Annotated in this window: 27 protein-coding genes and 1 pseudogene; 9 read left to right on the top strand and 19 right to left on the bottom strand. The window is 38.5% G+C overall.

Features of this window, described 5'->3' with window-relative positions:
* Nucleotides 1-184: 184 nt before the first annotated feature.
* Entirely contained in the window at nt 185-1045 is an 861-nt protein-coding gene (locus FXW34_RS05715) for an AraC family transcriptional regulator (protein WP_147532991.1), read from the top strand.
* A gap of 89 nt (nt 1046-1134) precedes the next feature.
* Here the strand turns inward: FXW34_RS05715 and FXW34_RS05710 are convergent, their stop codons facing one another.
* The 3 genes from FXW34_RS05710 to FXW34_RS05700 form a co-directional block, all read right to left on the bottom strand.
* Nucleotides 1135-1701: a Uma2 family endonuclease gene (locus FXW34_RS05710; protein WP_147532990.1), complete on the bottom strand. Its 567-nt coding sequence runs from the start codon at nt 1699-1701 to the stop codon at nt 1135-1137.
* Nucleotides 1702-1944: 243 nt separating this feature from the next.
* A complete protein-coding gene (locus tag FXW34_RS05705; RefSeq protein WP_147532989.1) occupies nt 1945-2265 on the bottom strand; it encodes a DUF378 domain-containing protein in 321 nt (106 codons plus the stop codon).
* A gap of 195 nt (nt 2266-2460) precedes the next feature.
* Complete coding sequence (locus FXW34_RS05700) at nt 2461-3204, bottom strand: MerR family transcriptional regulator (RefSeq protein ID WP_187118846.1); 744 nt, start codon at nt 3202-3204, stop codon at nt 2461-2463.
* A gap of 204 nt (nt 3205-3408) precedes the next feature.
* Here FXW34_RS05700 and FXW34_RS05695 point away from each other — a divergent pair, with 204 nt between their 5' ends.
* Nucleotides 3409-4164, top strand: a complete 756-nt coding sequence (locus FXW34_RS05695) for an NAD-dependent protein deacylase (RefSeq protein ID WP_222705309.1) — start codon at nt 3409-3411, stop codon at nt 4162-4164.
* 208 nt (nt 4165-4372) lie between these two features.
* On the opposite strand, the gene FXW34_RS05690 is transcribed toward FXW34_RS05695, so the two are convergent.
* Nucleotides 4373-4795, bottom strand: a complete 423-nt coding sequence (locus FXW34_RS05690) for a hypothetical protein (RefSeq protein ID WP_246140885.1) — start codon at nt 4793-4795, stop codon at nt 4373-4375.
* Nucleotides 4796-4999: 204 nt separating this feature from the next.
* Here FXW34_RS05690 and FXW34_RS22830 point away from each other — a divergent pair, with 204 nt between their 5' ends.
* Nucleotides 5000-5143, top strand: a complete 144-nt coding sequence (locus tag FXW34_RS22830) for a hypothetical protein (RefSeq protein ID WP_187118845.1) — start codon at nt 5000-5002, stop codon at nt 5141-5143.
* Between the two features lie 94 nt (nt 5144-5237).
* Here FXW34_RS22830 and FXW34_RS05685 read toward each other — a convergent pair whose 3' ends face one another.
* The 15 genes and pseudogenes from FXW34_RS05685 to FXW34_RS05615 all read right to left on the bottom strand — a co-directional run bounded on the left by FXW34_RS05685 (nt 5238) and on the right by FXW34_RS05615 (nt 19582).
* Nucleotides 5238-5822 carry a 4Fe-4S single cluster domain-containing protein gene (locus FXW34_RS05685; RefSeq protein ID WP_246140883.1) on the bottom strand — a complete coding sequence of 195 codons (585 nt, stop codon included), beginning with the start codon at nt 5820-5822 and terminating at the stop codon, nt 5238-5240.
* A gap of 56 nt (nt 5823-5878) precedes the next feature.
* Nucleotides 5879-6628 (bottom strand): ComEA family DNA-binding protein, encoded by a 750-nt coding sequence (locus tag FXW34_RS05680; protein ID WP_187118844.1) that lies wholly within the window; start codon nt 6626-6628, stop codon nt 5879-5881.
* Between the two features lies 1 nt (nt 6629).
* Nucleotides 6630-6842, bottom strand: coding sequence for a DUF2997 domain-containing protein (locus FXW34_RS05675; RefSeq protein WP_147532986.1), 213 nt, complete (start codon nt 6840-6842; stop codon nt 6630-6632).
* Between the two features lie 5 nt (nt 6843-6847).
* On the bottom strand, nt 6848-7300 hold the full coding sequence (locus FXW34_RS05670; RefSeq protein WP_147532985.1) for a hypothetical protein: 453 nt from the start codon (nt 7298-7300) through the stop codon (nt 6848-6850).
* 11 nt (nt 7301-7311) lie between these two features.
* Nucleotides 7312-8967, bottom strand: a complete 1656-nt coding sequence (locus tag FXW34_RS05665) for an AAA family ATPase (protein WP_147532984.1) — start codon at nt 8965-8967, stop codon at nt 7312-7314.
* A gap of 36 nt (nt 8968-9003) precedes the next feature.
* Complete coding sequence (locus tag FXW34_RS05660; protein ID WP_147532983.1) at nt 9004-10098, bottom strand: DUF4236 domain-containing protein; 1095 nt, start codon at nt 10096-10098, stop codon at nt 9004-9006.
* 282 nt (nt 10099-10380) lie between these two features.
* Nucleotides 10381-10557, bottom strand: coding sequence for a Fur-regulated basic protein FbpA (locus FXW34_RS05655; protein WP_147532982.1), 177 nt, complete (start codon nt 10555-10557; stop codon nt 10381-10383).
* 183 nt (nt 10558-10740) lie between these two features.
* Nucleotides 10741-10935, bottom strand: a complete 195-nt coding sequence (locus FXW34_RS23150; protein ID WP_222705308.1) for a cyclase family protein — start codon at nt 10933-10935, stop codon at nt 10741-10743.
* A 42-nt stretch (nt 10936-10977) separates the two neighbouring features.
* A pseudogene (locus tag FXW34_RS23145) lies at nt 10978-11342 on the bottom strand (cyclase family protein); the annotation flags it as partial.
* 512 nt (nt 11343-11854) lie between these two features.
* A complete protein-coding gene (locus tag FXW34_RS05640; RefSeq protein ID WP_147532981.1) occupies nt 11855-12103 on the bottom strand; it encodes a hypothetical protein in 249 nt (82 codons plus the stop codon).
* 131 nt (nt 12104-12234) lie between these two features.
* Nucleotides 12235-15438 (bottom strand): AAA family ATPase, encoded by a 3204-nt coding sequence (locus FXW34_RS05635; RefSeq protein ID WP_147532980.1) that lies wholly within the window; start codon nt 15436-15438, stop codon nt 12235-12237.
* Nucleotides 15435-16064: a hypothetical protein gene (locus FXW34_RS05630; protein ID WP_147533053.1), complete on the bottom strand. Its 630-nt coding sequence runs from the start codon at nt 16062-16064 to the stop codon at nt 15435-15437. The genes FXW34_RS05635 and FXW34_RS05630 overlap by 4 nt, the downstream gene beginning before the upstream one ends.
* A gap of 46 nt (nt 16065-16110) precedes the next feature.
* Nucleotides 16111-17526: a hypothetical protein gene (locus FXW34_RS05625; protein WP_147533054.1), complete on the bottom strand. Its 1416-nt coding sequence runs from the start codon at nt 17524-17526 to the stop codon at nt 16111-16113.
* Nucleotides 17511-18827 carry a DUF2399 domain-containing protein gene (locus FXW34_RS05620; RefSeq protein WP_147532979.1) on the bottom strand — a complete coding sequence of 439 codons (1317 nt, stop codon included), beginning with the start codon at nt 18825-18827 and terminating at the stop codon, nt 17511-17513. Before FXW34_RS05620 ends, FXW34_RS05625 begins: the two co-directional genes overlap by 16 nt.
* Nucleotides 18828-18925: 98 nt before the next feature.
* Nucleotides 18926-19582 carry a cyclase family protein gene (locus tag FXW34_RS05615; RefSeq protein WP_147532978.1) on the bottom strand — a complete coding sequence of 219 codons (657 nt, stop codon included), beginning with the start codon at nt 19580-19582 and terminating at the stop codon, nt 18926-18928.
* A 213-nt stretch (nt 19583-19795) separates the two neighbouring features.
* On the opposite strand from FXW34_RS05615, the gene FXW34_RS05610 reads away from it, so the two are divergent.
* From FXW34_RS05610 to yedE, 6 genes are all read left to right on the top strand, one after another.
* Nucleotides 19796-20683 carry a putative selenate ABC transporter substrate-binding protein gene (locus FXW34_RS05610; protein WP_147532977.1) on the top strand — a complete coding sequence of 296 codons (888 nt, stop codon included), beginning with the start codon at nt 19796-19798 and terminating at the stop codon, nt 20681-20683.
* A gap of 10 nt (nt 20684-20693) precedes the next feature.
* On the top strand, nt 20694-21446 hold the full coding sequence (locus FXW34_RS05605) for a phosphonate ABC transporter ATP-binding protein (RefSeq protein WP_222705306.1): 753 nt from the start codon (nt 20694-20696) through the stop codon (nt 21444-21446).
* A 1-nt stretch (nt 21447) separates the two neighbouring features.
* Nucleotides 21448-22236 (top strand): PhnE/PtxC family ABC transporter permease, encoded by a 789-nt coding sequence (locus FXW34_RS23290; RefSeq protein ID WP_246140880.1) that lies wholly within the window; start codon nt 21448-21450, stop codon nt 22234-22236.
* The gene (locus FXW34_RS23285) at nt 22233-23069 is read left to right on the top strand and encodes a PhnE/PtxC family ABC transporter permease (RefSeq protein ID WP_246140878.1); all 837 of its coding nucleotides are present in this window, start codon (nt 22233-22235) and stop codon (nt 23067-23069) included. Before FXW34_RS23290 ends, FXW34_RS23285 begins: the two co-directional genes overlap by 4 nt.
* Nucleotides 23070-23254: 185 nt before the next feature.
* Nucleotides 23255-24364 (top strand): FAD-dependent monooxygenase, encoded by a 1110-nt coding sequence (locus tag FXW34_RS05595; protein WP_147532976.1) that lies wholly within the window; start codon nt 23255-23257, stop codon nt 24362-24364.
* Nucleotides 24365-24634: 270 nt separating this feature from the next.
* Nucleotides 24635-25888, top strand: a complete 1254-nt coding sequence (gene yedE, locus FXW34_RS05590) for a selenium metabolism membrane protein YedE/FdhT (protein ID WP_281292920.1) — start codon at nt 24635-24637, stop codon at nt 25886-25888.
* Nucleotides 25889-25932 lie beyond the last annotated feature (44 nt).

Raw genomic sequence — 25932 nt, 5'->3', positions numbered from 1 at the left:
CAGTAACATTCTCTATGACTAACATACTACAAGACTTAAAGGACCTCAATGAATTATCGGTAATTTCAAACAATCCCGCGCCTAATGGGTTTCAGTCTGTTTATTAGGTATAATAATTCTGTTCAAATAAAGCATAAAAAGACAGGATTTGAAAAATTTACGATGTTAATATGATGTTAAGGAGTTGAGTTGGGTGGCATTAGTAGAATCATTGCAGATGGCGATTGATTACATGGAGGATCATATTCTGGATAAAATCACGATTGAGGATATTGCTAACGAGGCAAATCTATCTCCTTATCACTTCCAGCGCACGTTTATGATTTTAACAGACTTATCTGTTGGAGATTATCTTCGGCGACGCCGTTTGACATTGGCAGCTCAAGAATTGGTCAATACTGATAGCAAGGTGATTGAGATTGCCTATAAGTATGGCTACGAAACTCCTGAAGCATTTTCAAAAGCGTTTCGCAAGCAGCACGGCTTTACACCAAGAGATGCACGAAAAGGAATTGGAAGTATTAAATCTTATAACCGCCTGATGATACAGGTAAGTCTGAAAGGAGCTCAACCAATGAAGTACAAAATGATAGAAGCTGAAGCTTTCCAAGTGGTCGGGATTAAAGAGAACATTTCATGTGGTACTAAGGATACTGATGCGACGATTCCAAAGCTGTGGGGAAAAGTCGCTCAAGATGGAACGCTTGAGACATTAGCTAGGCTTAATAATGGTCCTGTTGAAGGTGTATTGGGGATAACTGATAATTATCGTGAGAGTGACGACACGATGGATTATTGGATCGCCACAGCCTTTAGCGGAGAGCATGTGCCTGATGGTCTTCGGAGCCTAGAAATCCCTGCTTCAAAATGGGTTGTATTTGAGGTGGAAGGCCCGATTCCAGAGGCTATCACAGACACTTGGAAACGAATTTTTTCAGAGTGGTTCCCGTCTAATGGGTACCAGCCTTCGAGTGCCCCTTCGTTAGAAGTATACATTGGTGAATACCCGAATCCATCATGTGAAATTTGGGTATCGATTAAATAGCTTGGCGTTTGGCAGATTATATGCAAAGAAGTCTAATTCGTGGGTGAATTAGACTTCTTTTATGATAGTAAGACGACTTTGAATTCTCTCTATTCAAATATCTCTTTTAAATCGACTGAGAAACCCTGTAAGATTTTTGAAGTAATGTATCCTTGTTTTGTTTGGATATCATGTTGTTCATATAATCCTTCTAGATTGAGTGAGTATACGGTCACTGAATGGAGCATTGGATTCACAATCCAATATTCTTTTACTCCGGATTTCATATAAATGTTTAATTTTGTAATTAAGTCATGCGCTTGGTTTGAAGGGCTTAGGATTTCAACGATTAGCGTTGGTACCCCTATATAACGAGAGTCTGTAAAACCACTCTTATCACAGATGACGCTGAGGTCTGGAATGACAATTTTCGCCTCTTCACTATGATCAACTTTTAGTTCAATATCAAACGGTGCATGAAACACTTCACAGGACTTTCCTTCTAAATAATGATCCAATTGAATGAGAAGTTTTCTTGATATTCGTTGATGGGCTGTTGATAGTGAAGGTGGCATATAAACCATTCCATCTATGTACTCTAACAGATTCTCAGACTTCTCTCTGATATTATAATATTCATGAACAGACATGGGGCTATTTTGGTACAGATGATTCATCTCAACCTTCTCCTTAGCCATTCGTTTCTTATATTTTACCATTATTTTCTTTAAGGAAACACCCTAAACATGTGTGCAACTTGGGTGCTGTCACCGCCCGAATTATCATTAGTGGTATATATTGGCGAGTACCCGAAACCATCGTGTGAAATTTGGTTTCCAATTAGGTAGTATGTTTTTACCTGGAAAAAAAAGTCATGCTTTTGCATGACTTTTGCTTTTGGATGACTTTCTTTGTTTTCCTTACTTTCCATCTTCTCTATTAGAGTTTTTTAATTGAGATATGTCCGCTTCTTCACCGAATTCAGTTCCATAATTAAGCTTACCGTAGTTACTCCTATTATTAGCCTCTTCTGTTGAATTAGTTTCTCCCCATTGTTTAAATAATAGCGATAAACAGATTAAACCACTTAGTCCTACTAGGCTATAAATAACTCTTGATAAAAAAGCGTCCTGACCACCAAATAGTGTCGCTACCAAGTCAAAATCAAATAAACCAATCAATCCCCAATTAATAGCTCCAATGATAACTAATGTTAAGGCAATTCTTTGAAGAACTTTCATATACACGTCTCCTTTAAATTAAGTTATATTATTATCATCTCTAAAATTGGGGATATCATACGGTGCCTGTCACCGCCCGAATTTTCTTGTTTCACAGTTTTGTTTCACGGCTTTTTCCTGAATTGATGTCCTTTCGGTTTGAAAAATTTTTTTAAAAAAGGCACCTAAGACTTCTTTTCTTAGGTGCCCTCTTGTTTAGTGATTGGATACATAGAATGCAGCTGCTTTATTCAGAAAATAGGCAAAGCCAGTTTGCTGTTGTTCTAGCATATTTCTGTGAAATCCGTCCGAAAGGAAAAATTCAGTTTGATTTAGAAAATCCTGTGGTGTTGAAGGATGACCCATTTTTTCTAAAAATGATAGATGCTTCTCAATTCGATTAAGTACTTTCGTATCATTTACTGGATGCCCTTCTTTCAAGAAATGGATCATCTCCTGATTAAATGCCTGTGCTTCCATCGCAGCTTCATTCATCGCTTGAACATCTAGTGGTTGTTTAAATAAATCAACCTCATACTCGTTAATGAGATATTCATTTTGCTCCTGTAATGCTTGTTGCCATTCTTTTTCTGTTTCGAAACCTTTAAACATTTTTTCCATTTCTAGTTCGACTCCTTCTTTGGCACTGTCGATTGATAAATCAATCGTTTCGACTAATTGGTTCAATCGCGTTATTTTTTGCAGGAATAACTGCTTTTGACTTATCAACGTTTGTCCCAAATCGACCTTGCCATCAAGTAATTGTTTGATTTCTTTGAGAGGAAAATCTAGCTCTTTGTAAAAGAGAATATGCTGCAAGCGTTCGAGATCCTTTCTCCCATATAAACGATAGCCGGCTTCCGTCGTTTTTTCAGGGATTAACAGGCCGATTTTATGATAATGATGCAGCGTTTTTACAGTCGTGTGAGATATGTTAGCAACTTCTTGAACTGTGAACATTCTTCTCTCTCCTCTCATTGATTTGATGATAAGGTATCCTCTAAGGTCAGAGTCAAACAAAAAAATAATTCATTTGGTAACACAATTATTTCATCATAAATTTTGTAACGATGAATACTCCTTTCAGATGCATTTTCATTCACAGCACATTGAGATAATATGATTGTAGGATAAACGTTTTATTTTTAAGGAGTGTGCATTAGGTTGAACGAGCAAACAAGATTATGTACAGATATTATTCAAAGAGCCAAAAACATCGTGGTGTTGACGGGTGCAGGTATTAGTACAGAGTCAGGAATTAACGATTTTCGTTCCCGTACTGGTCTTTATCAAAAAGCACCGGAAACGATACTGTCGATTGATTATTTTTATCAACATCCTGACGAATTTTATCAATTTGCTTTTGAGCATCTTTATCACCCAGATGCTGAGCCAAACGATGGCCACAAGATTTTAGCAAAATGGGAAAAAGAAGGCCGCGTTTCAACGATCATTACCCAAAACATTGATGGACTTCATCAAAAGGCAGGCAGCGCGCATGTGATTGAATTTCACGGGACGATGAAAACAGCGTCCTGTCAAAATTGTGGGAGTAAATATAGCGCAGAACAAATGGTTGAGCGCAAACGTGTGATGCCTGACTATTATGTATGCGACAAGTGTAATACTCGCGATAAACGGGAGCGCTATATTAAACCGGATGTTGTCCTGTTCGGCGATACAGGTGAATGGTTTTCGGATAAAGGATTTCACACGATTCTCTCACAAATCGAACAAGCTGATTTGTTATTGGTTCTAGGCAGTAGCTTAAAGGTCACACCCTTTTCCTATTTTCCAGAATACAGATCGGCTGGTGTCCCTTTGATCATCATTAATATAGGAGAAACAAGGTATGATATTCAAGATGACACCTATGTCATTCGTGAATCAATTGGAGAAACCCTGAAACAAATGGTGTAAGGTGCCTGTCACCGCCCGAATTTTCTTGTTTCACGGTTTTGTTTCACAGGCCCACTTATCCAATCATCTCCCATATAGTATTTAATTAGAAAAAAATATTAGTTTAATTTTCAAATACCAGTATCCACTTCCTTATCAGAATCATATTGAATCCCGCAACCATTTGGATTGCGGGTACCGAAGAGTCGTGCTGATTCATAATGTATATTTAATTTTCTTCATCTTGCTGAGCCAAGCCTTCGCTGTGCTCAGAAGATGATTCTATAATGCTCTTTTTCACGATACTGTCTCTTACCTTAATTCCTTGCTGTCCACCCGCTTCATCATTATCATTTCCAGCAATACCACTTCTGCCATTTCCATCTGCGAAATTTGATTGATCATTTCGGGTTGAGCTGTGATCAATCGCATTTTGCCCACCTTGGTTTGCGTTTGTTCCGACGTGTTTATTTATTTGTCCGCCTCCCTCAGCTCGTTGGTCTACGTGGATTTCTTTATTGCCTATATTAATGGTGTAAGAAATGTTGATATTGATGGAACAACCATCACACTCATGTTTCTTTACTTCTGTTTCCACCAGCTCATCTTGGTGCTTGGAATGTTCTTTATGCTTTTTTCTTTTGCTTGACATATCTTTTTCACCCCTTTTACCCTCGATACTATCAATATATTTCTTCACAAAGGGTTGAGTGTAGACAAGTTTAAGGGAAAACAAACAAATTTGATTGCCAGGAAGGATTGAAATTAACAGAGTTTTTTCGGTAAATTTTAAAATGGAGGCGTTTTGGGGAAATTTACATATCATCTGGACATATTAACCCTAGGAGGTGATAATGTGGCTGATAAAAAGGAGGCAGCTAAACCGATAGACAGTAACAGTAATTCCGAAAGCTACGAAACTGATCGGCATAGTCAGAATGCTAAGGCTGCAGCAGAGCTAGAACCACTAACTCCAAATATAAGTACCGACGGTCTTTAAACGTGAATTGACTTACAGGACCCTTGAAAAACCCAACCGATATTTACTACACCACAAACGCTTGGATCTTCACCCAAGCGTTTTTATGAATAACCTATTTGCCTATATTGGGATTGATTCTCTGACTTAATGCCACATTTTCGAACAATTCACTGATACCCATTTGGGTTATCATTCCATTAATTTCTACTATGCCCCGATTTGAAATTCTGACTTCGAGCCGATTAGGAATGGTAGACACCTTTCCTTCTAAATGCCGGTATCGCTCAGTCAAGAAATGATATCGCTGGTTTGAAGACCCCACCCAAGGTCTACTTAAATCAAGCTTTGTCTCTAAAAATGGTCCATCAATTAATAAATCAGTTTGATTTAGTAGTTCAATCCAGTTTGCATTGTTTTCTTTTCTAATTTTTTCAATCGTATAGCCTGTGAAGGTCATGATTGAAAGACCGATTTCTTTGCATTTCTTTGCTAAAATTGCTAAGCTTTTCGCTTGTGCAAAGGGTTCACCACCAAGAAACGTGATACCTTCTATGCCATTTTCGCTGACGCTTTCTGTTATTTTTCTGAAAATTCCCTCCACATCAATAAGCTTTCCACCAGAATCTGACCAAGTCCATGGAACACCGCAGCCCTTACATTGAATGGGGCAGCCTTGAACCCATATGCAAAATCTCATCCCTGGTCCTTCCGCATTCGTAAGGGGGAGAATTCTATGTATTCTTAGTTGAGCCTTCATATATCCAAGACACGTCCAGAAGTTTCTGGATCATCGGAAGGTGGGGTAGTCGGCGTAGAATTGCTCCCACTAACATACAAATAGGGTCTGACTCTCTCAAGCGTGTGAGGTTTTAAACCCAAACTTTCTCCAAAATGTTCTATCGATTGAAAAGACCTTATTTCTTGACGGATAGTGATAATTTTTTTCGCGATAATCAGGCCCAATCCTGGAACTGCCGCAAACTCTTCTTCAGTTGCTGTATTAATATCAATCGGTTTCATATCCTGTTCCGATTCTTGATGTTTTACTGGGCCTTTCCTATCATTGGCTTGGATGTTACGCTTTTCTTCTTTTTTAAACGAAGCATTTTCAGTTACCGGTGAAACACCATATTCTTTTTTGATACTATCTCTTAATGATGCTATTTCATTTGGAGCGAGCTTTTGTCTTGCTTCTAATCGTAACAAATACTCTGGTCTAATTTTAAACGCATGAAAAATGGAAAATATCCATGATAACAATAGTAAAACCATCCCTACATCAGAAGACCAATGCTCGGTATTTTCAATCGTAAGCATGATAATGATAAAAGGAATAGAATATATAAGCCCAAAATAAAACCATTTACGTTGTTTGACCCGGTAACTAATATAAAAGAAGGAGATATAATTAAAAAATCCAACCGTTAAAATTGCCCAGAGTATCCAAATTGAATTTGCAATCTCCCACACTTTCCCCTTGGATGTAATTCCTGTATATGCCACCTTAACCTTCCCCTTTAAGCACTTGTTGATTTCGAGTGCGCTCGTATTGCTTTTCCACTTGGTGATATTCCTCTGTATATGCAGAATCAGTGGTCTCAGCATCTAGAAGCTTTTCTAGAATTTCAATCATTTTCGTACAATCCTTTCCCTTTATTCCCAGAGTTTCAGCAAAAATTTTTCCGTCAGGAGTGATTTCAATCTTTACTTTTTTCATTCTAATCACCGTTGTTCCTGATTGATTTGAAAGGTCAATACAATGGAATTTTGTTCGTTGATTTCTTCAGACTCAAGGATATACCCTTTATCTTTAGCTCTTTGTAAAAGCTTCTGGTAGGTGTCCTCCTGGACGAGCCTTCTATATTCGGTTGAGATATTATCCAAAAACTGTAGCGCATGCTCTTCACCAATTTCGTTTGAAAAAATCGCACGAATGACGCCTTCTTCGTCTTTTTGAAAAATAATGCCAATATCACCAATTGACGACGATACTTGATTATCTAGATTCGTGACGCTACACCCATAAGCTTTTAGAGCTCTTGCTAATAATCTTTCCTCTTTCATGATGGTTTTATAGGTACGTGATGGTTTCTTTTCTATTTTTGAATCTAACCTAGTCGCAATCGTTTGCCCAACGGCAATCGCAATCGGAATTAATGCTAGTTCTATACTCACCCACAAACCTCCTAAAAATCTAACGTCCTTCCGCCTCTAGTGAAACGAATTTCCTCTGCTGCAGCTGGGCTATCGCTTTTTTTAACTGATTTTGATGATTGATATTCAAAACGATCTTCTCTTGGAGTGGCAGCTACTGCTCTGACATTGGCCCATTCCCTAATTTTGAGAATTTGTTCCGCTTGGGTAACCGACAAAGGGACCACATTTTGAATGACTTTCTCTAAATCTTGCAGTTGCAGGCTTCTGTCCTCAGAAAACGCCTCAAACAGTGCAGCATTCACGACTTCTTCAATTTCAGCACCAATAAAGGTTTCCGTTATGTCCGCTAAATGCTCGAGGGTACTATGATCGTAGGTAAAATCGCCTTGAATCTTAGGGTTATTCAGTCGTCTAGATAAGTGAATTTTAAAGATTTCCATCCGCTCTTTTTTAGTAGGAAGGTCAACGAAAAAGATTTCATCGAAGCGTCCTTTTCTTAGCAATTCTGGAGGCAAGGCTTGTATGTTATTAGCGGTTGCTATGACAAACACTGGCTTTGTTTTTTCTTGCATCCACGTTAACAATGTTCCAAAAATTCTCGTCGATGTACCCCCATCGCCTTCTCTGCCTGCTCCACTAAGACCTTTTTCAATCTCATCAATCCAAAGGATACAAGGAGCTAATGCTTCCGCATTTGATATCGCTTTTCTCATATTCTCCTCGCTGCTACCAACAATTCCACTAAAAATTTTTCCCATATCGAGCTTCAACAAAGGTAAATGCCACATAGAGCTCACAGCTTTAGCGGTTAAACTCTTTCCACATCCTGGGACCCCCGTAATTAACACCCCTTTAGGTGCTGGAAGATTATATTCCTTTGCTTGATCGAGCCAGGATTTATTTCGTTTTTTCAACCATCGTTTTAAATTTCCAAGTCCCCCGACGTCCTGCATATTCGGTTCACTATTAATAAATTCAAGAATTCCTGTCTTTTTGATGGTTTGCTGCTTTTCTTTAAGGATTTGGTCAACACTTTCAATATCTAAGCGTCCTCTACTTACTAATGCTAAAGCAAAAGCATTTTCAGCCTCTTGAATTGTTAATCCTTGAGCTGCCCTTACGATAAGCTCCTTTTCTTCTTTTGATAAATCAATCACGATTCGACTGTTATTTTGATTGGCTATTAAAATTTTGTCCAAAACTTCATTTAATTCTTCAAAAGATGGAAATCCAAAATCCATAATCGTCATATCCTTTTGTAAATCATTCGGGATGACTAGGGTTGGCGATATAAATACAACATTTTTGGGGTTCGAACTGCTTTCTAATACGGACACCAAGTCACGGAGTTTTCGAACTACAACAGTTTCTACTGGTCTTCCTTCCGTTCCAAAAAAAACATGGAAGTCTTTTAATATAAACAGTGCTGGAGGTTCATATTTTTGGATAAACTCCAATGCTTTAAGTGCAGCTTTTGTATCACTGCCTTTAGATCCTCCTTCCCCTTTAAATCCTTCCGTTTGACTCCATGTAAAAAAATCTCGCTTCGTCTTAATAAGCTCTAAATCAGCAGAAAGACGCATTAATTCATCAATCACCCGCTCTTCTTCCCAAGAAGAGATATAGACAAATGGAAATCTTGCTCGAAATAAATTAGCCATTTGCATTCTGAATTCTATACTCATATTTGAATTGAATCCCCTTATGAAAAGTTTTCACTATTAGGATGTGATTACTTCTACTTCTTCAAACCCTTTCGTCTTTTTAAAATTCATATTGTGCTTAAAATTACTTAACGCATCGGATGGGTCTAAATTGCTAAAGTTCAAACTATTCAATGTGGGTTTGTCAAATTTTACGGATAGAATCGATTCCCTCTCTTGATGTCCTGTTGCAGTATTCATTTTATTATCATAAGCATGTACAAAAACGTACTTTATCGGTAATAAGGCAAACATATCGCGAGCAATTCTAAGTGAACAACCACATACATAGTCTTGACATAAATCAAAATATCTCGTTTTTGCCATTGCCTTTTCAGAGAGCTTTCCTGTTTTCGTTAATGATAAAACTTTTTCCGGAATCACATTTTCCGCATTTACGTCAAAAGAAACATGAATAGAATCTTCCTGGTCTGTTCCAAATTCAAAGCCACTCCCAAATTCAACCAGGTCATCTAATGGTCCAAACTCCTCAATGACCTCAAAATAGGCGTCGATGTCATGAGCTACCATTCTTTTGGCAATGGTCACCATCCGCTGCCATTCTTCATATAGTTCAGCATCCTTCTGAATCGCTTCGTTTACTTCTTCCTTTAGTCGTTGGATGATTCTCTGATCTTTTTTAAACAAACGGTCGAAAAAGCCAGGTATATAATCATTTAATGCTTGTGTTGCTTTCCGTTCATTAGGTCCTACCTGCCCTTTTTCAAACGGTGGTCGGCGATTAGATACTTCATCCCAATCGACTTGGTCATCACATTCATCATGGATAGATTTGATTTGGTCTAGTCGATTTTCGAAGAGGTCCACCTGGAGTCGAGCATATTCTAGCTGCTCTAGCTTTTGTTGTTCCTTTATACGGCGATTCAATTCACTTTTTCGTTTATAGGCGTCTGTTTTATAAGAACGTGAATTGGTTGAGGATGTATAATACAATCCTGAGCCTGGTATACCAGCGGTTGCCGTTCGTTTCCCACTGCTGTGTATCGAATACCTAAGCCCTTTCCCGCCAAAGCTCACGCCAACACCTTTTTTACCAACATTCATTCGAATTCCAGGGGCAATCTTAAAACTCTTTCGAAACCTCAACCCCATAAAACGCACCTCCTATGGTGACAGGCACCGCCCGAATTTTCTTGTTTCACAGGTTTTGTTTCACGAATTTAAATTATGTATATTTCATTAACTTACTTTTAGTATATGGAAGGCATTCATGGAAATACAAATCAATTTAGTTTACATAATATTATTATTGATTCCTACAGAAGTTGGTCCTCAGAATAATTTATCGCACAAAAAAACAACTCCAAGTTAGAGTTGTCTCATTTTAAACGATATTTGGTGTTTTAAATTTAACGCTTTCCTAAGTTTACCAGATTAAACGAACTGGATTGATCCAAATTCACCATGTGGATGTGAACGTAAATTTTTGTACTCTGATTCAAGTTTATATAATGGTAGCTCGTAAAGTTGTTGATCATCTTCTTTATAAACATTAAGAAAAATTAATTTATTAATTAGCTTTTGACGTTTTTTTTCTTTTTTATCTTTCATTCGAAACACCCCTTTGTTCCTTTGAATGCTATTTTATTATTAATCTCATTATAAAACATATAATTCCCATCAGTCAAGTATGTTTTAATTTCTTGAAACCCATTTTATTCATTAAGCAAGCTTTCACTCAACAGAAAAAAGACCCGAGAAAGCGTAGTATATACGGCTTTCTCGGGTCTTTATTTACAAAATAGCAACTGCACGAACAGGTGCCCCATTAGCGTTCTCAAATTTAATTGGAAATGCACAAAAGGTAAATATGTCTGCTCCAACACTCCCTAAAATTTTGAGATTTTCAATGACTACAATATCTGATTGTGCAAATAGCTTGCGATGGATGATCAGCTTTTCATCAGAGATGGCATCAATGCCCATCACATCTATACCTACCCCTTTCTTTTGACTGCTAATTATATATGCAACCACTTTCCCTGTAATAGTCGGATAATCTCCAAAATAGGTATCCGTTCCCCAATATTTGTCCCAGCCTGTATAGAACAAAATGAATTCAGCCTGCTCCGCCTTTCTTTGACAGCTTCCATATCCTTCATTGTGATTTGATGACCTTCAGCCAGATTACTACAATTAATGACTAATCCTTTGTCAATGAAATGGTCAATTGGAAAGTCACCTAATGATGTTCTATTTTCAAATATATGTAATGGAGCATCCATATGCGTACCGATATGGGAAAACATCGTCAACAGCGTGCCTTTAAAGCCATGTTCATCATATGTACAAGTAGCTTCAAGTTTAGGAGTGTCATCGCCTGGATAAACAGGCATTTTTTCTGATATGGAATGTGTTAAATCAATTATTTTAATCGAACAACCTCTCTTTCCGAACGATGGAATTCATCTTCATTCTCTAAACCGCCCGTGAACAAAATATGCTAAACTACTTCATCATGATAGGTTATTGTTTAGTCTATTGGTATGTAATTCTAGCATTGCCATGTCAATAATAAAATTGTAATTTTTCAGGATGTCCAAAGCCAGTAACCCGCTATGATCTTTTGGTAGTGTTCCAACATCTATTTCTATATCGTTTATTTCAAATGTTCCAATCTGGATTTTATTTACATTTTTTTGCGTAGAAGGGGATTGAACCACCTATACCATAGGCTTCATAGATTGGATCTCCGTTTTCATAAAAAATTTGAATTTTTTCCAAAAGGTCAGAGGTTATTATTGTGTGGGTGAACCCGTATCTATAACAACATCGTTAATTTGAAGGGAGTTTCCACGAAAAGTGATTATTAATGAGGTAGTATGTAGTTGTCCATCAAGATTAATTTTCATGAGCCCCACCTCACCCTCATTAATGGATCTTTACGGATGTGGATGATAAATTTTTCATTTGAAGTGTGATAAACAATATTTCCTGGAGAAACGTTAAAAAACTCTTTATTTGCGTCCTCATTTGCAATTGGTCGTATCGGAGCGACTTCATCTACAATTTTTTTCTCGCCCTCAATATGGGAATCTAGAATTGTGACTAACACGAATTGATTTGGAAACAAATTTCTTACTTCTTCCCATTTCATTGTCATACCTCCTTTTCGGCCTATTTAATGAGAATTTGTGGATGTGTTCCACGTGATTGTTATATTATGGAAATTAAATATATTCAAAAAAAATCAAGACACCCATCTTACCGGTGGATGTCTTGCGTTACTTATGCTTTTTTAATAATACCTACTACCTTACTTTTTGGGACGGTTGGATCATGCTGAACGACAAACGCTTTTGAAAATTTATTCAGATAGGTTTCTTCATGAGATTTTGGGGTGAGAATGATTAGTTTCCTTTGTAATTCAAGAACATACAAATCGAAGACTTTCACTTTACGATTTTCATCTAAAGCACTATCAAATTCATCCAAAACAATAAAGCCAGGAGTTGTCTGCAGATTTTGTAGAAGTGCAAGTGCAAATAACAATGAGCTAAGAGATTCCTCTCCGCCAGAAACACCTTTACCCACTCGGCCGCCGCGAGCTTTTGTACTCACATCCTCCATGGTACCTCGATGACCTTCTTTTCTTGCTTTAATATACAAATTAAAATGCGTTCGATTTCTACGATCCTCATAGGATTCCCAGCTAATATCCCCTTCAAATTGAAATTGACCCATGTAAGATTTAAATCGCTGCTGCAGTTCAAGTACTCTCATATTTATAGTCGTTTCAAGCTGATCTTTTAGGCCTTCCATCCGTTCCTTATCTTGATCAAGCAATATTTTGGTTCGCTTGTAATCGTCATCCAATCGCTCGTATTCTTGTTTTACAGTTTGATAATTTTCCGGTGCTGCTGGGTCGATTCCGGATTCATTGCGAGCATGCTCAAATTTTACTCTGCCGTTTTCGCAAGCTTGCTTTATAAGCTTCACTGAAGGGAGCTTTTCAAACGTGTTATCCATAGAAACTCTTTTATAAAGGTCTGGAATCATATGTTTCATATCTTCTAATTCCTTAATAATCTGCACGAGTTCCTGTTTCGCTACATCTTGATCTTCTATTCCTGAAGTCCTTTGCCTTTTTATCGAATCTAATTTTCCCTGTTGAGATTCGATAGCGTCATCCATATGCTCGCAATCTCGGGTGAGTCTTGTTATCGTTCGTTTGAGTAGATCCAAACCATCTTCCATTTTTTCAATCGCCGTTAGTTGGTGCTTTAACGCTGCTTTTTGTTCATCCAATTCTGTATGTAATTCGTTTCGCTTTTCATACTTGTCTTTCAGCTTACCAAGCTCAACATAAAAGCTAGCTTCATTTTCCAGAGTTTCCCTTTGTTGTTCTTGCTTCAATTGCTGACGGTCAAGAATTGATTTTTCACTTTCTAACTTTTGTATTTCAGCTTTGATTGCCTCTTTTTCCACATTTGCTTCAATTAATTTCTTCTTTCGTAAAATCCTTTCATACTCATTTGTCATGAACGCTTCCGATTCCTTCACCTGATGTATTATGCTATTCAGTTCTTGGAATCGCTTTGTTTCCCTATCAATGTCCTGTTCCAATACTGATAGTTGATGACGAAGAACTTCTAGTGACTTTTGAACTTCAAGCTTTCGTGCCATTAAAGCTTTTACACTTAAAATATAGCGATTTTTTTCCTGCGGACCACGAAGTCCCTTTGAATCGATTAAGATACCATTTTTAATAGAAACCGCACCTTCTTTGAAAAACTGTTCCACCCACCATAGCGCCTTCATCGCGAAGGCCAATTCTTTCTCTACTAAATCATTTCTCACTTTTAAATGAAGCGTTGGTAAATGGTTCACCATCCGGTCTGGCACAATGGCCATCAACGGGACATGATACAAGTCGTTCGGAGGTGTAGCGTGCTTTCCATCGAAAAACATTGTATATTTGATTGCATTAAAAAGCTGTTCTGCTTTTATTGAAGCTTCCTCATCCAACTCCAATAATTCACGAAGAGCATATGCTTTTATTTGCTGGGTTCGGAAAAACTTCAGAGATTCGAGCTGACGCACTGACAAATCTCGATTTTCTTCCAGTAATTCTAATTCTTCTTCCAATGCCTTCTCTTTTTGCTTTTTTTCAAATTGTGTATTCTTTTTTTCCACTACCTTTGTGTTAAGGTGCTCAATTGTAGATTGAACTGCATGACTGCTTTGATATTGATTTAATCTTTCAAAATGAAGACGGTGTGCCTGTTCATCATGTTCAACTTCCAATTTTAGTCTCGCAATTTCTTCTACATTTTTCTGCTGAAGTGCCTTTTGGTCCTTTAAGCTTTGCTGTATTTGCTCTAATTCGTTATTGGTTTGTGTTTCTGAAATGATTAATTTTTCTAAAGCAGTTTTCACCTCTGCTTCTGTTCTGGAAATTTGATTTTTCCTTTGAGTAATCGAGGCTAATTCCTGGTCAAGCTCGTCAATTTGCTCTTGAAGTAGAGTTATTTTATCATCTATATTTTGTCTTATTTCAATACTAGCTTCATACTTTTCGTCAAGATGTCGTAGAGATAATTTCGTTTCTTCTAATTCTGTTATCTTCCGCTCTTTTAAACTTATCTTTAAAGCCACATCATCCTTCGCTTCCTCAAGATCATCCTCTAGTTGAAGTATGACTGCACCTAGTCGTTCCTTTTCGATTTTATAATAAGTCTCTAATTGCAATAACGAAAGGATATAGAGCTGCCCGCCATCAGAAAGCCGATTTTGGTTATCGATAAACCGATCCAATGCCGATTTTTTCATTGAAAGTTCTTGCTTCATTAATTTGACATTTGTCTCAGCACTTCGAAGCGTTTCTTCAGTGTCCTTTACTTTTTCCATACTTTCTTCCCAATCACGCTGTACTTTATCAATGCCATGCATTTCACTAAAAATACGGAAACGCTCCTCGGGATTCATGACAGCAAACTGGTTTACCTCTTGTTGGTACCAAATGAGATAGTAAAGGTCTGGATCGACCTTGTATTTGTATTGGAGGTCTTTTTTATAGGTTGAAAAACTAAAAACCTTATCGCCGGAAGTATACCGATCTGTATATTCCCACTCATCGATTACATCACCTGCAGCGATACTGAACTCTTTTTTCATTGGCTGTCCAGGGTCCTGCGTAATTTTCAAAGTGAATTCAATAAACGCGGGAGCATCAATTTTCATCATGCCTTCGTTATGAAATAACAAAGAAACTTTGGCCTTCCATGTTTGATCAACTGGTAGATTTCGAGATTTTAGCCCCTCGATATCCACCTTTGAAGAATATAATACTGCTCCCATACAAAAGGTAATCGTTGATTTTCCCGCACCGTTTGGACCTGTAATCATCACGTGTTCGTCAGCACCAGAAAGGTCTAATAGTGTTGGCGGATAATCCCGAATCCCAGAAAAAGTCAGTCTCCAAGGAATCATTCCGTATCACCTCTTTGATAAAGGTTGTACCGTTTGAAGAACTTCAACACTTCCTCTTTATTTAATTGATTGGATTGACTAAATTCTGCCGTCCTTCTTAAGAACGAGTCCGAGAACATATGAACTCCAATGGTCGTTAACTGATACGCTTTTTCTTGTGAAGCGTGCTCATATTCTTCAATCGCTCCAATTTTTCGCAGTTGGTCAAGATTTAATAATATTCGCTGGTTTGCTTTCGTTGTTTCATGGCCAAATGCTTCAAGAATCTGGTCAAACAGTGTAAATTCATGCTGCAGTACTTCTTGCTGGTAAAACATATATAACAAAATCGATAGACTTTCTTTAGATAATGTATTCCGTGCCGCACGGGCCGGAACCCTCATCATCACAATGACTTGATCACGACGTTCATCATAAATCACCTTCATATAACGGCTAATTGCTTGATTCACCCTAGTAATAAAAGAATAAAATCGCTCATCGTCCTCTTGAATCTGCAACTGTTTTTCCACTTCTTTTCGGGATAGTCCGAAATTTCCCGAACGTATCGAAGCTGAAGATGAGAATAAAATATTCATAAACGTTAATTCTTCTGTTTCAGTAAGCATGCCCTTTAACGATTGCATTACATTAAGGGGGTTGAAATTTGACCCGGTTTCTTGATCTATTTTATTAGTCTCGGTGCTCTGTTCTTGATGTTCGTTTGCGGATAATGTTTCGTCCATCATCTGAGTTCATCCACTCCCAATTCCGTTCGTATTTAGGAAGAGTTATTTTGTCAGTTGGCTTTAATATAGTTATTTTTTTATTCCCGACTAAGGCTGCAATTGCCGTAACGGCATTTACAGCATCACACCACTGCGTTGAAGTTGCTTCAACCACTACTTGCTCCATCGGTGCTTCCTCATGTTCTACTAAATATGCTTCAATTGCTTCGGTCTCAATCATCGATTTAGCCATTAACCATTGAGATTGACCCAGGATTTCATCAAGTTCCTGCTCTGAAACATGTTCAGAAGAATATTCAACTTCCTCGTCTTGATCAATAACAGGTGCTATTACCGGCTCATACGTTTCTAAGAAATTTACAGCTTCATCAATCGCGATTGGCGAAATTGGTGCTGCGAATTTCACTGGTATCCATAATCCGTCGATTGCCTCATCTTCATATTGACCTTGTTCAATAAAGCTAAATAATTGATACACATTCGGTATATCTGAATCAAGCGGGGGATCATACATTTTCACGATAAACTCTCGAACCTTCTCCGGTTGAATCGTAGTTGATAAAGGTGTTTTTTGCATATGCGTAAACTTTAAATATTTATTAATCATCCCCAAGCTAAGGTTAGTCCCTTCAGCAAGTGATGCTGTCCCCTTTTGCATTAAATTGGAAAGGACTAGACTTTCTTCCAATGTCTGAAACTGACGAAATCGTTCTTGGATTTTCTCCTCTAAGTCCTCCATTAGACGATGAATTAATTCAAGTTGCGGCAGAGCATTGCGATCTGCGAGCATTTCCAATTCACGTTCTTTCATGAGTTGAATCGCGTCCTCTACATTACGAATCATGCTCGCTATCTTATTTCCGCCCGAGATGCCCTGATCATCGTAGGCTTCGCTCAATTCAGCATCCCGCCTAGCTTGAAATAGAGAACGCCCGATATCATCATTCATATAATAAGCCATCGAATCATTCGCTAATCGGATTAACGCATCCATCATCCTTTTTCCAGTATCGCGCATTTTAATTTGTCTGGACTGTTTTGAGATCCAATTATATTTCACTAGTACATTTATGACTTGCTCGACCCGCTTTTTAGTAGGAGGCTCATGATCTTGGTAACGATTACGATAGCGATAATAGACAGTCTCTGCATGATCGATTGGATCATCTAAACCAAGTGCCGCTTCATTGATTAATTGGATGATTTTTAAAAAGCGAAGAATCTCGATTGGTGATTGAAATGAACTTTGAGAGCCTAGTTCACTTAATACACCTGATAGAGTGGCGATATCTTTCATAGATTGTAGTACTTCCGGTGCCGAATCTTTTGTATGAAAAATTGAGATTAATGACGAACCCATTTTTTCCAAATATCTGCACCTCCCAAAACTTCTTCTTGTTCCATCTTCTTCATTTTTAGAAAATCATGCATATATTCTTGGTAACTATTCCAAGTATCATATACCTTATGCTCTGCAGAAATCCATTTTAGATGCAACTCTGAATTGGCTTGTGATACAGTTTCAAACAATTCTTTAGAAATTTGCAGTCCATCAGGATCATAATCTGTCCAAAGAATAACCACTTCTATGGCACTATTTATTAATAACTTGTTAATGCATTGCTTATGCGAGGAACGAAGATGACCGTCAATGCAAAGCATTAATGAGTTAGTATCCTGAAGAAATCCCTTTTCTGAAGCGATTCTTGTTAATATTGCTCGGTTTTCAACAAGCCATAACGTGGTTGCCATCGTTGTGTATTCTTCTTGATAAATGGAAATGTCGGTCAATGCATGGATTGGTCCAAAAGAATAAGAAGAGTATTTCCCTTTGATTGGCCCTGAAAAATATAATGGCGTAATTTTGCCAAGACTTGTTAATCCGAGTATTGCTGCAGGGCATTGTGAGAGATTTTCAAGTTGATCAATAAACCCCTCTTTATATGTATCAAATTCTTTCGAACCACCGATTTCTCTATAATAATTAGCTCCGATTTCTTTCCAATCAAATTCTGATTTACTCCGACAGATTTGAAGGAATGCCACCATAAAATGAAGAAATTTCATTTTTTTATTGATAGACCATTGGCTAGGAAAATGAACTGACTCATGAAGCTGAGATGCTTCTTGATTGAAAATTTCATTCATTACATTCGTGCATGAGTTAATTCCTTTTTCCCGTAGCTTTGGCATTTGCTGTGATTGAGAATCTCTCATCAAGTTGAATTTATTTTTAATCTCGTTAAATTCTAGTTCCCATCCTTGTTCTCTTTCTCTTTGGAGATTTTGTATGTATTGGTACAGTTTAAATCCCATCCGATAATGCATGGATTCAGGAGTTCTACCATCTTTTTTGAAACGAATCTCTTTCATAATCCAGCCTTGTTCAAACCAATAGGTGGTATTTGGATCATGATCATTCAATTGGATTTTCTTATTGGGTGTTAATTTAAGTTTGAGTAATTCTTCGTCAGGAGCATCAGCGTTAGTATCTTCGGAAAACGTTATAAGACCGACGATTCGATATTTTCTCGCTGTCCTTTTTACAATTTTAACATCGGTAAAAAAGGATGTATCTGCGGGGGGTGTATCTAAATCCAGCTGTTCACCACTTTTTAATATGAAATTTTTAATATAATCTAGTTCATTGCTTATCAACATAATTCAATTCCCCGTTATTTTCTTTACTACTATTTTATCAAAATAATTATCAGTTAGTGGATTGTAACTCATAGGCAGCTTACTTAAAGATTCAAATTTCAATTGTTTAAATTATCCAATATAGCCACCGCTCGGACCGGAGCACCGTCAGCGTTCTCGTATTTTAGCGGAAATGCACAATATGTAAAGAGCTCTGATCCAATCTCACCTAATTTTGTCAGATTCTCGATGACAACGATATCGGTTTCAGCAAAAATTTTGCGGTGGATGGTCAGTTTTTCATCAGAGATGGCATCAATCCCCATCACATCTAAGCCTATCCCCTTCTTCTTGCTGTGAATTAAATATTCAGCGACTTCCTCTGTGATTGTCGGGTAGTCTCCAAAATAGGTATCTGCACCCCAATACTGATCCCATCCAGTATAGAACAAAATGAATTCGGCTTGTTCCGCCTTTTCTTTGACTGCTTCTAAATATTTCATTGAAATTTGTTGGCCTTCGTGTAATTCACTACAATTTATCACTAATCCCTTGCCGATGAACTGCTCCACTGGGAAGGCGTCTAGAGTAGTTCTTTGTGGAAAAACGTGGGAAGGTGCATCCATATGAGTACCAGCATGGGAAAATAAAGTTAGTAACGTTCCTTTGAAACCATGGTCATCATATGAGCAAGTTGCTTCTAATTTTGGCGAGTCATCACCTGGATAAACAGGCATTCTTTCTGAAATCGTATGAGTCAAATCAATAATCTTCATCTTAAGACCTCCTATGGTGCCTGGCACCACCCGAATTTTCTTGTTTCACAGGTTTGTTTCACATTTCGCTCTTTGTGCAACGTTTTTTCATTTTCTGCATGTATCGATTTTATCAATAGGTTAGCGTGTTTGTTATCGATTAAATGATTTGGAATTATTCTGATATAACATGTAATATTAAGATTCCACTATATATATTAAGGGGCGTTTTAATTGAAAAAACTACTACCAATTATGTTAGGCATCATGATGATTTTTTTCATTACGGCCTGCACAGATCAAACTGAACAAGCTAAAGATAACACGAATGAAAAGGAAGCGGAAATAACAAAGATTAAGATTGGAATGATTCCCGATCAAAACACTGCAGATTTAAATCGTAGTATGGATGATTTTGCGAAAGACCTTGGCGAAAAAACAGGGCTTGAGGTTGAATTCGTTCCTTCTGTTGATTACGCGGCACTAGTGACTGCTTTTGAGCGCGGTGAAATCCATCTCGCTTGGTTTGGTGGACTTACTGGTGTACAAGCAAGAAACCTTGTACCTGAATCTGAAGCAATCGCCCAAAGACCAATAGATCAACAATTTAAATCGGTATTTATCGCAAACAGTGAGGTAAAAATCAATTCGTTGGAAGAACTGAAGGGTAAAACTTTTACCTTTGGTAGTGAAAGCTCAACATCTGGACACTTAATGCCACGCTATTTTGTGATGGAAGCCGGAATTAATCCAGAGAAAGACCTTGATGGTACCCCTAATTATTCTGGATCCCACGATAAAACTTATAAATTAGTGGAATCAGGAGCCTATCAAACTGGTGCTCTCAACATTTCTGTTTGGGAAGCAGCTGTCAAAGAAGGAAAAGTTGATACAACTAAAGTGAAGGTCTTCTATACGACGCCAGAGTATTATGACTATAACTGGACTGTAAATAAAATGGATAAAGAGACAAAAACAAAAATTAAAGATGCGATTCTTTCTATGAAGGCTGGGGACAATGAGGTTATGAACCTCCTTCAAACTGATAAATTCATTGAAACAAATAATGACAATTACAAAGCAATTGAAGAAGTTGCAAAAGAACTTAAGATAATCAAGTAGGTGACACCTTGTGTCTAGAGAGAAAATGATTGTATTAAATCAAATAGTGAAACAATATGACCGGAAGATAGCCTTATCTTCCCTTTCTTTTGCTGTCGAAAAAGGTGAATTAATTGCCTTAATTGGCCCTAGTGGAGCTGGAAAAACCACTTTGCTCAATATCCTTGGTGCAACTCTCCAACCTGACAGTGGTGAATTATTAATCGATGGCAAGCCTCTCCAGCATTATGCCAATCAAAAAATTAGAGCAAAAAAAATTGGAATGATTCGTCAGCAGTTTGACCTTGTCGGGCAGCTTGCTGTGATCCACAATGTTCTTGCAGGGCGGCTTGCCCATTGGAGTTTCTTTAAATCTTTATTGTCTTTGTTCGTACCTCAAGAAAAACAATCAGTCATAAAAGCGTTGGAACGAGTTGGGTTATCTGAAAAATTGTATGAGCGCACCTCGACTTTATCTGGCGGAGAACAACAGCGTGTAGCACTCGCTAGACTCCTTATTCAAAAACCAGAAATCGTTCTCGCCGATGAACCAGTAGCTTCGCTTGACCCGGCGCGGGCTGAGGATATTCTTGGTATGTTATCTAGACTTGCTGTGGAAGAAAATCAAACTGTCATAGCGAGCCTGCATTCCGTCGAGTACGCCAAAAAATATTTTACAAGGTTGATTGCCTTAAAAAATGGTGAGTTGCTCTTTGACCTTCCGGCGGACCAAGTAACAGACAAGCTTCTCAAAGAGCTTTATCAGCTAAAGGAGCTGGACTAAGATGCTCTTTGTGGATTTGCATAAAAGAAAAATTTTAACGATATTCTTGCTTTTGATTTTTACCTGGAGTCTTTTTGCAGTGGAATGGGGTCCTAATGTGTTGCATGCGAAAGGCCTTAGTACAGCCTCGGATATATTTGCAGCCATTCTTCAACCTGACCTTTCCTCAGATATTCTTGTTTTAGCGCTGGAATCAGCCTGGCTTACTCTTGCCTATGCGACTGCTGGGATGAGTCTAGCTATTATAATAGCACTTATTTTCGGAATTTTTGCTTCCGGGGTTTTAGCATCTGGGAGTCGATCAAGGGCATTTATGATGAGTACTTTCCGAGGATTACTTGGTTTTATGCGTGCTGTCCACGAACTAGTATGGGCATGGCTTTTTGTAGCTTCGTTTGGTTTATCACCTTATGCAGCTGTGTTTGCCCTTGCGATTCCTTATGGGGGAATTCTTGGGAGGATTTTTGCTGATATGTTAAATGATGTCCCAAAAGAGCCTATTCAAGCCTTGGTCGCAACCGGTGCTTCAAGGTGGGAATGCCTGTTTTATGGTTATTTTCCAAGCGTAAAGATGAGCATTATCAGTTATACGATGTACCGTTTTGAATGTGCTGTTCGGTCCTCTGCGATTATGAGTTTTGTTGGGCTTGGCGGACTTGGTTACCAAATTCAGCTATCGCTTAATGATTTGAATTACAATGAGGTTTGGACCTTTGTATTCTTTTTGATATTGATGGTTGTTGCTATTGACGGTTGGAGCAGTATGCTTAGAAAGAGGATGGCACAATGAGGAAAAGAAAATTAAATTTTGTTACCCTTTCATTTTACTTAACCATTCTTTTAATTGCGTCGTCTTGGTATTTTATCATTGGTGTGGAAAAGGCAAGTTTACTGGACGTTTTTTCGCGGGACAATATGCACTATGCAAGTAAGTTTTTCAAAGGGATGCTCGGTTTCGGTGAAGAGGAAGTAGCTTTTTTGAATCAGGATAGCTGGTCTGATGCTTTTACACTTACCGTTGAAACACTGCAAATGAGTATTATGGCAATTGGATTCTCAACAATTGTGATGTTTCTGACGGTTATTCCTGCTGCTCGTAATGTAGCAGATGGAACGCTCACATTATCCCGTAAATGGTATCGCTGGTTTGTTTTCGGTCTAATTAGAGGGCTTTATATTTTCAGCAGGGCAGTGCCTGAGTTGGTGTGGGCAATGATTGTCATTTTTATTTTTAAACCAGGTATTCTTCCGGGTGCAATCGCTCTTGCCCTACACAATTTTGGAATTCTCGGTAAGCTTTGTGCGGAAGTCATTGAGGATACTGATTCACGTCCCATCCGTAATCTTGCTTCAGCTGGAGCTGGGCGGGCACAGATTCTTTTGTACGGCGTGCTGCCTTCCGTTCTGCCACAATTTCTCACTTATATTCTTTATCGATGGGAAGTCATTATGAGAACGACCATAGTCGTTGGATTTGTTGGGGCCGGCGGATTAGGCCAGCAATTCAAGCTTAGTATGAGCTTCTTCCACTATACCGAAATAACCTTGATTCTTATTTGCTACATCATCCTGGTCACAATCGCCGACTACATCTCCGAAAAATCCAGATACTTCGTAAAATGATTCGGGTGCCTGTCACCACCCGAATTTTCTTGTTTCACATGTGTGTTTCACAGCGCGCATTGTGGCACTTTTATTCGGTCTTGTGGTTTCCCCTATGTGTATGCATTCTTCCAAAATCATCCTCCGCTTTTGCAATTATATTCATTCCCATTAATGGCAAACTACGATAAAGGGAGCGGTGGAATATGGGTCAAAACACATTTAATGTAGATGTTTGTATTGTTGGCGCAGGACCAAGTGGAGCTTTGTTAGGTTTGTTATTAGCGAAAAACGGTGTGTCTACCTTAGTCCTTGAACGAACCTCCGGAAAATCACCCGAGTTTAGGGGTGAACATATCAGTGCCGAAACGGAAGGAATCTTAACGGAACTGGGGTTGTTCGATAAAATTGAAGAAAAAGGCTTACTTCGAATGAAAAAGGTTGAGTACATAGTTCAAAATCGAGTTATTAAAGAAATCGCTCCACGAGGCGATGAAGAACATGTTGGAATTCATGTGCCCCAAGCACATTTAATGAGCACAATCATCCAGGAGGCAAAGCACTATAAACAACATTTTCAGATCTTGTTTAACGCCAAGGCCACTGGTTTAATACAAGATGATCATCTACGCTACTGTGGTGTAAAGGCCACACTCAATCAGACTGAAGTAACGATAAACTGTTCGGTTGTGACCGGTGCTGATGGTCGCTTTTCAACAGTACGGAAGCTGGCTAACATTCCGGTTGAGTTCTTTCAGCATGGCTATGATGTCCTATGGGCAAAAATTACAGCTCTATTTGAATGGAAACCGACTGTTAGGATGCTACTTGTAAACGATGCACAGCTTGCTCTTTTCACTCAAACTGGTGGCTTTGTTCAAATCGGCTGGAACATCGAAAAGGGTTCATTTTCGGAACTCAAAAAAGCCCCTTTTAGAGACTTTATACAGCCGCTTGTTGAGAATGTTCCTGAGTTAAAAAAAACAGTCGAACGCGAACTTCATACCTGGAATGACCTCATTTCTTTAGATGTATTTAGTTCAAAAAGTCCGACCTGGGTAAAGGACGGACTTATGATTATTGGCGATGCCGCTCACACGATGACTCCAACAGCCGCAATAGGAATTAACACCGGAATGATTGATGCATATGTGTTGGCCCCTCTTCTTTCAAGGGCTATTAAAACCAGGCAATTTGACAAAGAAACATTAAGTGAGTTTGAGGTTCTCCGCCGAGATAAAGTAGAATTGCTTCAAGAGCAGCAAATTATTATCGAAAAATCATATAAGGAAAATTTTAATGGGGTTGTGCTTTGACCAAAACTGCACTCCAAATGACAGTGGTGGTATGCAGTCCATGTCATTACACATACTCTGCCGCGTTTTAGTATCGATTTTTCCGATACATTTTAAATTCATTTATCGATTTTATGAATTGTTATATCTCCGTTTTACCAATACATTAGTGATAGATAGAGTGCCGAGATTGATATCTCAGGCATTTTTTATTTGTAGGATGCATTTTGGGAAATTTCTACACGAAAGAGTTTCTCACCGTGTTTAACTACATAAAGTGCTAATACTTTTATTAAGGAAGAAGGAGTTAACAACATGCAGCTTTATCAAAAAATCTTCAAAGAGTATTGGAATCCCTATGTAGCAATGGGTATCGCTGGGCTTGTCAGTGCGTTGTATTTTGGGATTACTGGAACGGTGTGGGCAGTGACTGGGGAATTCACTAGATTTGGTGGTCACATCCTAAAATGGTTTGGATTGGATGTATCAGATTGGGCCTATTTCCAACTTGTCGGCCTTGAAGGCACTCCCATCAGCCGTACGGACGGTTGGATTGTCATCGGGATGCTTGTTGGTGCAATGATTACGATACTGCTTAGTAACAGCTTTAAGATTCGCGTACCGAAACAGAAGCGTCGTTTAGTTCAGGGATTTGCCGGAGGAATTATCGCCGGATTTGGCGCACGACTTGCACTTGGCTGCAACTTGGCTGCCTTTTTTACTGGGGTGCCACAGTTTTCATTCCATGCTTGGGTTTTCATGCTAACGACAGCGATTGGAACGTACTTTGGCGTGAAACTAGTGAGCACAAAGTGGTGGCGCGGAAAACCAGCCTTGATGAAAGGTTCGATGAATCCTGTTGTCTCCGAAAATGACACAAAGAGAAGCGTTCAGCCGCTGTTAGGACTTATTTTTGCTAGTTTGTATCTCGTACTTATCCTCTACTTTTTCGTAACTGGCAAAACGATGCTTGCGGTTGCCTGTATTGCCGGAGCACTATTCGGGATTCTGATTGAACGAGGACAAATTTGTTTCACGTCTGCCTTCCGCGATTTATGGATTAGCGGCCGAGCGGTCATGTCCAAGGCCATTGCTGTTGGGATGATGATTAGCGTTGTGGTAACTTTTTTCTATATTCAAAGCGGTGCAATTTCGCTGATTAAAGTTGCTGCTCCAAGTACTGCCATTGGTGGCGTCCTCTTCGGTTTTGGAATTGTACTTGCCGGGGGATGTGAAACTGGCATGATGTATCGAGCAATGGAAGGTCAATTATTATACTGGGTAGTCGGCGCTGGGAATATTGTTGGAGCTACTGTTCTTGCTTACGGCTGGGATCACCTCGGTATTTTTAATGCACTTGCGAAAAATTGGAATAAAGTTGACTTAATTCAAGAATGGGGACCAATGGGAGCACTATTTGGAACGATGGCAATGCTTGCTGCTTGGTTCTTCCTATCAAATTGGTGGGAAAAAAGATTCCGTTATGGTTCTGGTATGAAAAATATATCAGGAAAACGCAATTCACATGTTCCTAAGGAGGCTTAAAACTCATGTCACAAGTAATTGATGTAAACTACACTTTAGATATA

The sequence above is a fragment of the Bacillus marasmi genome (assembly GCF_902168435.1).
Lineage (GTDB): Bacteria > Bacillota > Bacilli > Bacillales > Cytobacillaceae > Bacillus_BU > Bacillus_BU marasmi.
This window is presented reverse-complemented; position numbering and strand designations above follow the sequence as displayed.

Coding starts and splice junctions, on each gene's coding strand:
- FXW34_RS05710 (WP_147532990.1), bottom strand. CDS start 1,701: ATGAATCATCTGTACCAAAATAGCCCCATGTCTGTTCATGAATATTAT.
- FXW34_RS05705 (WP_147532989.1), bottom strand. CDS start 2,265: ATGAAAGTTCTTCAAAGAATTGCCTTAACATTAGTTATCATTGGAGCT.
- FXW34_RS05700 (WP_187118846.1), bottom strand. CDS start 3,204: ATGTTCACAGTTCAAGAAGTTGCTAACATATCTCACACGACTGTAAAA.
- FXW34_RS05690 (WP_246140885.1), bottom strand. CDS start 4,795: ATGTCAAGCAAAAGAAAAAAGCATAAAGAACATTCCAAGCACCAAGAT.
- FXW34_RS05685 (WP_246140883.1), bottom strand. CDS start 5,822: ATGAGATTTTGCATATGGGTTCAAGGCTGCCCCATTCAATGTAAGGGC.
- FXW34_RS05675 (WP_147532986.1), bottom strand. CDS start 6,842: ATGAAAAAAGTAAAGATTGAAATCACTCCTGACGGAAAAATTTTTGCT.
- FXW34_RS05665 (WP_147532984.1), bottom strand. CDS start 8,967: ATGAGTATAGAATTCAGAATGCAAATGGCTAATTTATTTCGAGCAAGA.
- FXW34_RS05660 (WP_147532983.1), bottom strand. CDS start 10,098: ATGGGGTTGAGGTTTCGAAAGAGTTTTAAGATTGCCCCTGGAATTCGA.
- FXW34_RS05655 (WP_147532982.1), bottom strand. CDS start 10,557: ATGAAAGATAAAAAAGAAAAAAAACGTCAAAAGCTAATTAATAAATTA.
- FXW34_RS05640 (WP_147532981.1), bottom strand. CDS start 12,103: ATGAAATGGGAAGAAGTAAGAAATTTGTTTCCAAATCAATTCGTGTTA.
- FXW34_RS05635 (WP_147532980.1), bottom strand. CDS start 15,438: ATGATTCCTTGGAGACTGACTTTTTCTGGGATTCGGGATTATCCGCCA.
- FXW34_RS05630 (WP_147533053.1), bottom strand. CDS start 16,064: ATGCAATCGTTAAAGGGCATGCTTACTGAAACAGAAGAATTAACGTTT.
- FXW34_RS05625 (WP_147533054.1), bottom strand. CDS start 17,526: ATGGGTTCGTCATTAATCTCAATTTTTCATACAAAAGATTCGGCACCG.
- FXW34_RS05620 (WP_147532979.1), bottom strand. CDS start 18,827: ATGTTGATAAGCAATGAACTAGATTATATTAAAAATTTCATATTAAAA.
- FXW34_RS05615 (WP_147532978.1), bottom strand. CDS start 19,582: ATGAAGATTATTGATTTGACTCATACGATTTCAGAAAGAATGCCTGTT.
- FXW34_RS23290 (WP_246140880.1), top strand. CDS start 21,448: ATGCTCTTTGTGGATTTGCATAAAAGAAAAATTTTAACGATATTCTTG.
- FXW34_RS23285 (WP_246140878.1), top strand. CDS start 22,233: ATGAGGAAAAGAAAATTAAATTTTGTTACCCTTTCATTTTACTTAACC.
- FXW34_RS05595 (WP_147532976.1), top strand. CDS start 23,255: ATGGGTCAAAACACATTTAATGTAGATGTTTGTATTGTTGGCGCAGGA.